At 71.2% G+C, this 6,787-nt stretch carries 6 protein-coding genes; 5 read left to right on the top strand and 1 reads right to left on the bottom strand.

Going from position 1 to position 6,787, the window contains the following annotated elements:
• Positions 1-115 precede the first annotated feature (115 nt).
• A complete protein-coding gene (locus tag ACIQOV_RS20355; RefSeq protein WP_401050295.1) occupies positions 116-1,645 on the top strand; it encodes a hypothetical protein in 1,530 nt (509 codons plus the stop codon).
• 774 nt (positions 1,646-2,419) lie between these two features.
• Positions 2,420-2,626, top strand: coding sequence for a hypothetical protein (locus ACIQOV_RS20350; protein ID WP_401050292.1), 207 nt, complete (start codon positions 2,420-2,422; stop codon positions 2,624-2,626).
• A 481-nt stretch (positions 2,627-3,107) separates the two neighbouring features.
• Here the strand turns inward: ACIQOV_RS20350 and ACIQOV_RS20345 are convergent, their stop codons facing one another.
• Positions 3,108-3,509, bottom strand: a complete 402-nt coding sequence (locus tag ACIQOV_RS20345) for an LGFP repeat-containing protein (protein ID WP_401050290.1) — start codon at positions 3,507-3,509, stop codon at positions 3,108-3,110.
• Between the two features lie 480 nt (positions 3,510-3,989).
• Between ACIQOV_RS20345 and ACIQOV_RS20340 the strand changes: the two genes are divergently transcribed.
• The 3 genes from ACIQOV_RS20340 to ACIQOV_RS20330 form a co-directional block, all read left to right on the top strand.
• Positions 3,990-4,925: an NADP-dependent oxidoreductase gene (locus ACIQOV_RS20340; RefSeq protein WP_401050288.1), complete on the top strand. Its 936-nt coding sequence runs from the start codon at positions 3,990-3,992 to the stop codon at positions 4,923-4,925.
• A 643-nt stretch (positions 4,926-5,568) separates the two neighbouring features.
• Positions 5,569-6,093, top strand: coding sequence for a hypothetical protein (locus ACIQOV_RS20335; protein WP_401050285.1), 525 nt, complete (start codon positions 5,569-5,571; stop codon positions 6,091-6,093).
• 464 nt (positions 6,094-6,557) lie between these two features.
• A partial coding sequence (locus ACIQOV_RS20330) for a helix-turn-helix domain-containing protein (RefSeq protein ID WP_401050283.1) occupies positions 6,558-6,787 on the top strand: 230 nt, incomplete at its 3' end.

Here is a 6,787-nt window from a genome sequence, read left to right as displayed (position 1 = left end):
GTATGGATGAGTCGTGCGATTCAAGCAGGAACCGCACACGCACCGTCCACCGAACCCCAGGTGCCGGGCCGGCCACCGCGCCGTTCCGGCCTGCCGCTGACGGAAGGCCAACCCGATGACCACGACCTCGCTCGCCGCGCCCGGCCCTGACGACGGCGACCAGGGCGCCGATCACCTGCCGCAGGTGTTGGCGAAGGCCTCGCCCGGCCGGGACAAGGACCCGCACGGCGCCTCCACCGACACCTCCGCCCGCACCTCCACCGCCCCGCCCGGCGACGGGCCCGTTTCCGCAGGCCAGCAGCCCCGGACAAGGGGCCGCCGCCGTGGCGACAACCCTTCTACCGCTGCCCCTGGAAGCCGGAGGCGCAAGCAGCGTGCGACGGGTCCGGCCAGGGCGAGGGTCATGGTGGCGCTCGTCCTGTTCCAGCGCGCCACCGGCCGTGAGCTCTGGCACCTGGCCCTGCCCGGCCAGGCCTGCGACAAGGCAACCCGCGATGCGCTGCTCGACCTCCAGGACGCGGGCAAGGCACGCCCGGACGGCTGGGCCCGCGGCCGCAAGCTCTGGTGCCTGACCAAGGCCGGCCACAAGGAAGCCGCCCGCCTGCTGCCGCCCGGCACCAAGCTGTCCACCGTCCGCGAGGACGAGAGCGCCGGCTACGACGAGCACGCCCTGGACGTCACCGCGACCGCCGGGCACCTCACCCGCGCGGGCCACGGCTCGCCGCTCACCCTCACCACCGAGGTCCGCCACGCGGTGCCCGGTCGCACCGCCCGCTACGCCGACCTCGTGCTGCGCGACCCCGGCAGCGAGGTGCCGGTGCTCCTGGTCGAGGTCGACCGCGACAACGAGACGGTCGGCCAGCTCGTTGAGAAGCTCGCCACCTACACCGCCTGGTGCGAACTGCTCGCCAAGGGCGCCGACAAGGTCAAGGCGAAAGCGGCCCGCCACCACGGGGCCGCCGTCCACGACCACCGGCACTGGCGCACCGTCTACCCGCCCACCGGCCACGAGGGCTACCCGCCCGTCGCCCTGGTCCTCACCCCCGGCCGCAAACGCGACCGCCCCGGCACCAAGCCCCTCACCCCCGAGCAGCAGGCCGTGAAAGCCGAACGCGACCACGCGCGGCTGCTGCGCCGCCTCGATGCGGTGGAGGCCGGCTCCGCCGCCTTCTGGAGTCCGCGGCCGTACCCGTTTGCGGGGGTGACGGCTGGCAACTACCACCTGGCGCTGCCGGTGGTCGCCACCACGTTGCAGCTGCTCGACGACCAGGGCGCCGCCGCTCCGGTGTGGCGGCGCTTCGGCCGCGACGGCTGGCACACCCTCACCGCAGCGCTGGACAACCCGGACGGCGACCGGCTCCTGGCCGTCGAGCGCCAGGCCGCGGCCGCCGCCCGCCGTGCCCGCGAGGAAGCCGAACGAGAGGAGAGCCGCCCGGCCTGCACCCGCTGCTCGACGCCGTTCTCGGACGAGCGGTGGGCGGAGCAGGAGCGGGCCCGCGCCTGGGGCGACGACGGGCTGTGCGCTGGCTGCCGCCAGGCCGACGCCGACCAGAAGGCCCGAGAGGAGGCCGAGTGCGAGCGGGCCGCCGTCGAAGCCGCCGAGGCCGAGGCAAAGCGCAGCCGTCCATGGCGGCGCCGAACCTGACCTGCCGGCGGGTGCAACACGGGGCGCAACACACGCAACACGAAGGCCCTCGGCCAAGCCCCGCGTTTCGCTCCTGGCCAGCACGAACCTCTGGGAAACCCGGGGTGCAACGCGCTGTTGCACCCCGGGTTCCGTACTTCGTACGGGTGACGGCCGGGTTCGGCCGCGGGGCGGGGCGGGCAGAGCCTTCGGTATGACGACACCTCAGGCCCGGCACCGACATCGCCGCCGTCCGGCCGCGCCCACCGTCCCCGCAGCCCCGCTCCGCGCGCCGAAATCGCTGGCCTGGACGTCCACGACTGCGCCCACTCGCGCCGCGAGGAGCACGCCGACGCCCCCGGTGAGACCGCTCTCGATCGCCGGGTGCTGCCGGACCTGGTCCAGCGAACACCTGACCCCCGGCGGTGCGGTCATCCGCACCACCTGGCACGAGCCGGCCTGCACGACCTGGTCCCGGCGGTGAGGATCGATACCTTGATGGCCTGGTCACAACGAGATAACGCACCAGGTCAAAGCATTGGCGAGGGTAGGCCGGATATCTTGATGCCCCGCCCGGACCGGGGCGCTCGCCAGCCTCATCGCGGACGCGAACGGCAAACTCCGCCTGCGATAATCCCCGGCCGCTGAGCGGCGCGGGCCTTCGCTACGCCGCCGCTGCTGGCTCGTCGGGGTACTCGAAGGTTTTGGCTCCAATTGGAGCCAAAACCGAACAATGGCGGGCCGTGGCGCGGATACCCTTTTCGCGTCCGGCGCCAAAGACATCGAGAGGCTGACATGGACCACGACCTGGTCAACGACCCGCCGACCGCAGACGCAGACGATTCGTTGTCCGTCGACCTGTTCGCGGACCTCACCGAGGACCTCCGCGTTACGGTGGCCAACTGGCGGGCGGAGCACGGCCTGCTGTTCTCGAACGAGGCGGCCTGGGACGACCTGACCGAGCAACTGGCGGCCAAGGTCAAGGACGCGTTCGGCGTCTGACACCCTGCGGAAGCGCTCACCCGGCCCCGCCAGCCTGGGACCGGTGCTGGGGCAGGGCTGAAACACCCGCTCGATGGTGACCTCGAACGCCTCGCCCTGCATGATGCGGTCGGATGTCACCGCGCTCCCGAACTCGGAACCCGCAGCGGAGTTGTCCTTTTCGTCGACATGGGCCCGGATACAGGGCACGTTGGGCGGGGTGCCCCGGCCGACAGTCACGTTCGCCATGTCCCACACGCCGCCGACCTCGCGCGGGGTGATGTCGATACACAGTTCACCCTCGTTGCCGCCCTGCATGGACCTGGCGAACGGGTCCCACGGTCACAGGTCAGGGCACGCCTGCCCTCGGCCTGCTCGTCCGCCGGCCGTCTTCGGCTGGCGCGGGACGGTCTTGGTCTTGTCGAGGCTCAGGGGGCAACGCGGAAGGCCCCGAGGATTCGAACCAGGGCCTTCCGTGAGCTGAAGCTTCAGCCCAAAACGGTCAACCGCACGTGTTTGGATCCCGCCACATCTTGTTGGCACTACCTGACGCCCGCTGCCAGTGAATGACGGTGCACTGGAAGCTCTGCTGGATCTCGCTGCCGACGTTGCGCTCGTAGGACGTCGGGTAACCCATCGACCCGGCCTCGCACCCATCCGCGCACCAGTATTCGCCGATCTCCCCCCACACGGGCCACGCGCCGCTACGAGGGGACCAGTAGATTGTTCCGTTCTCGAACTGCGTCCGGCGGCCGACGCCGTCGGGGTTGGTCAGCTCTCCTGTGCGCGGGCACCCGAGCTTCCCGCTGGATCCCCCCATCGCGATGTACCGGTTCTCGATTTCACCCAGCACCTCGTGGCCGCAGTAGGTTCCGTCTGCCCGTGCGACCGTCGATGCAGACATGACGAACGTGCTGGCCGCCAGTGCGAGCGCACTGGCAATGGCGACTGGCCTCCACCGCTTTCCAGTCTGACCATGCACATGAATGTGAGTCATACGTTCCCCTTGACATGGACGTTTGAACCGGAGCCCCAGCCCGCAAGCAGCTCTCGATCGGATCAACGATGAACCCGGGTTATGGAAACGAGAGCGGTCGTGATACTGGTGGGGTCGCGTATTCAACTGTCGCGAATGGTCGGTCTTGTCGAGCGGGGCGGTGACTTCCCATGATCTCCGGCGGCATATCGGTCCACGCAGTGCCCGTCTCGATGAGGAGACGGACGGGTGGTCTTGTCGTGGTCGTCACCGAACCCCTCGGACTCGGCTGATCCCTCCTACCGCCCATGACTCGCCGCGCCGCCCCCGCTCACCCGGGTTCAGGGGCGCCGGGGTGTAGAAGTGAACGCGACCTGTTCCGCGCTTACGCCCGACTGGAGTTCCCGGATGAAGGCTCTCGTAGCCCGCGAGTACACGACGCTCGACGGGATCACCGTCACCGACCTCCCGAAGCCCGTCGCAGGTCCTGGTGAGGTGCTACTCAAGGTGGAGGCCGCAGCCCTCAACCCGCTGGACCTCGCGCTGATCACAGGTGCGATGAAGGACTTCTTCCCCGTCGAGCACCCCCTCGTCGTGGGGATGGACGCGGCGGGCACCGTCGCCGAACTCGGTGATGGGGTTACGGCCTACGCACCGGGCGACCCGGTGCTCGCCTTCACCGGTCAAGCCGGGGCCGTCGCCGAGCACACCGTAGTCGCGGTCGGCCCGCACCTCGCCAAGCGGCCCGCCGGCCTCGCCGCACCGCATGCCGCTGCCATCCCCGAGTCCGGGATGACGGCCACGTGCCTGCTGCGCGCGGTCGGCCTCGCAGCAGGGGAGAGCGTGCTGGTGGTCGGTGCGACGGGAGGTATCGGCCTGTACGCGGTACAGCTCGCCGCCTCGCTCGGCGCCAAGGTGATCGCCACAGCGGCCTCCGAGGACACGGACTACGTGCGCGGGCTCGGCGCGCAGGGCACCGTCGACTACAAGGCGGGCGACGTCGCGGAGCAGACGCTGCGCCAGGTCCCGGACGGAGTGGACGTGGTGGTCGACCTGATCAATCGTGGTGACGCGCTCTCCACCACGGCCCGCGCGGTCCGCGACGGGGGCCGGCTGGTCTCCCCCCTCTTCGGGCCGCAGGACCTGGGCCGGGGAGTCACCGGCGTCTACATCGGCAGCTTCACCGCCGAGCCCGGCGACCTGGAGGACCTGGCCGCCCGAGCGGCCGACGGGCGGTTGCGGGTGGAGATCGGCGCCACCTACCTGTTCACCGATGCCCCGCAGGCGGTGTCCGACTTCGCAGGCAAGCACACCCGGGGCAAGGTCGTCATTACCCTCCCGTAGCGACGCTTGTAGTAGCGGGTCAGCGGTTAACGGTGAGCGACGTCCTCGGAGGCGACCAGGGCGAGGGCCTGCTCGACCGAGCACTCGGCCAGCGCCGTCCGCCCGGCCTCGTCGGGCGCCGGCCGCAGTCGAAGCTGCGGCTGCCGAGGAGAAGCGCTCCCGCTCCTGGTGGCGGCGCTCCTGACTTGCTGATCCCCGCCGCAGGGCTGCTGACCTGCGGTGGTGAGTTTCGCCGACCGACCGGTGAGTCTTCCTTCTGGGCCCGGTGAGATTGCCCGGCCCGGGCAGCCACCGGTCGGTGAGTTTCGGGTATCTACCCAGGTCAGAGGCCGGTGAGAACGGGACTGCCCCGTTCTCGCCGGCCCGGGGCCGGACCGTCCGGGTGGCCGTCAGGTTGGACGACCAGGCCGGGTGGCAGAGCCTTGTAAACGCGTTGTGGCCGCCGGCCGCTGGTGTGGGCGCCATGATGCCGGTACGCCCGCCGGGGCGGTGGGGTCGGTGAGTTCGGCTGCGCCCCGGCTGCGTCTCGCCGAACGAGTAGCACAGATGTCGGGCTTGCGGTGCTGCCGATGGAAGGTAGTGGCTGGCCGCCGCGCGTCTAGTCTCTGGTCCAAGAGCGTGAGAGCCGAGTCCGGGGAGAGCCGTGCCGTCCATTCGCAACCTCAACGCGTGCGCCGAGTCGGCCGTGTACAAGACCGTCCGGCTGCGCGGCGGTGGCTTCGAGGCGTTCGGCTGCCGTGCGCACCGGCGCAGGGTCGCGTACGCCGCCGGCGCGGCCAGCTGTGGCGGCATGCTCCGGGCGACGGAGGCGCTTCAGTGCGGCACCGTGATCGACCACCGGCCCTTCGAGCGGATCATGGACGCGCACCACCGGGGCTGGCTGCCCGACATGGGGCCGCCGACCGGCGAGATCGGCTGGCGCACCTGGGTCCATCGACTCCGGAGCGCTCACGACAACGGCTACGCCGTGCTGGCCGAGCACTATCCGCGGGCGCTCGACCAGGTCGACCTCGCGCTGGCCCTGGCCGAGTCGCTCGTCGACCCGGGCGAGCGGGAGGCGGACCTGGAAACGCGCGTCCTGGCCGCGATGGCCGCGGCCGAGACGGCCTACCGGCGAGCGGTCATGCCGATGACCACACCCGACGGACCCTGGAAGCGGCGCCCGTAGGAGTCCCCCCACCGCCGCGCTCTTACAGCTGCCAGGCGCCGTACCGGGCCGGGGTGTGGCCGGCGAGCGCGTGCCACACCGGGGCGGTGGCACCTGGCCACCCCAGGGCAAGCCGGCCGCGAGTGAGGCTGCCAGGCCGGGCGCTGCCACCGTCACCGTCCGGCCGTCCGTCCCGTGTCGAGTGGGTGCCAGGCGGGGGTGGCGGTGCTGTGCTGGGCGAGAACGGCGGGCGGGGCCCGCACCGAACGGTGCGGGCCCCGCCTGTGCCACACAGGGGCTCAGCGGCCCCCGGACCCGCGCCCCGCGTCCACCGCACCGGTGCGCCGGCCGAGGGCAGCGGCGGTGCCTGTCGGTTCCTGTCGGTTCCCGTGCGGTCGTCAACGAGACGTAGAGCCATCCCCTAAAGGGGCGACATTTCCAGTGTTGCATGGATTTTCTCCATGCAAGATGGATAGAATGCTTGCATGACGCTCAGTACGTTGGAAACGCTGCGGCTCACCGTGGCCGCGATCAGGCAGCGCACCGGGGAGAGCCAGCGTGATCTCGCCATCGCGGTCGGGCTGACCCAGGACAAGGTCTCCCGCCGCCAGTCCGGGGCGCAGCCGTGGTCCCTGGACGAGGTCGACGTCCTGGCCGGGCACTGGGGGATGGGCCCGCTGGACCTGCTCGCCGGGCCCACCCACGCCGCCCAGTC

The organism is Kitasatospora sp. NPDC091257, assembly GCF_044757675.1.
GTDB classification, from domain to species: Bacteria; Actinomycetota; Actinomycetes; order Streptomycetales; family Streptomycetaceae; genus Kitasatospora; species Kitasatospora lactacystinica.
Note: the sequence above shows the minus strand (reverse complement) of the source record. Positions and strands in the feature narration are given on the sequence as shown.

Excerpts from the sequence above, each read along its gene's own strand:
- ACIQOV_RS20355 (WP_401050295.1), top strand. The coding sequence starts at position 116 with ATGACCACGACCTCGCTCGCCGCGCCCGGCCCTGACGACGGCGACCAG.
- ACIQOV_RS20340 (WP_401050288.1), top strand. The coding sequence starts at position 3,990 with ATGAAGGCTCTCGTAGCCCGCGAGTACACGACGCTCGACGGGATCACC.
- ACIQOV_RS20350 (WP_401050292.1), top strand. The coding sequence starts at position 2,420 with ATGGACCACGACCTGGTCAACGACCCGCCGACCGCAGACGCAGACGAT.
- ACIQOV_RS20345 (WP_401050290.1), bottom strand. The coding sequence starts at position 3,509 with ATGTCTGCATCGACGGTCGCACGGGCAGACGGAACCTACTGCGGCCAC.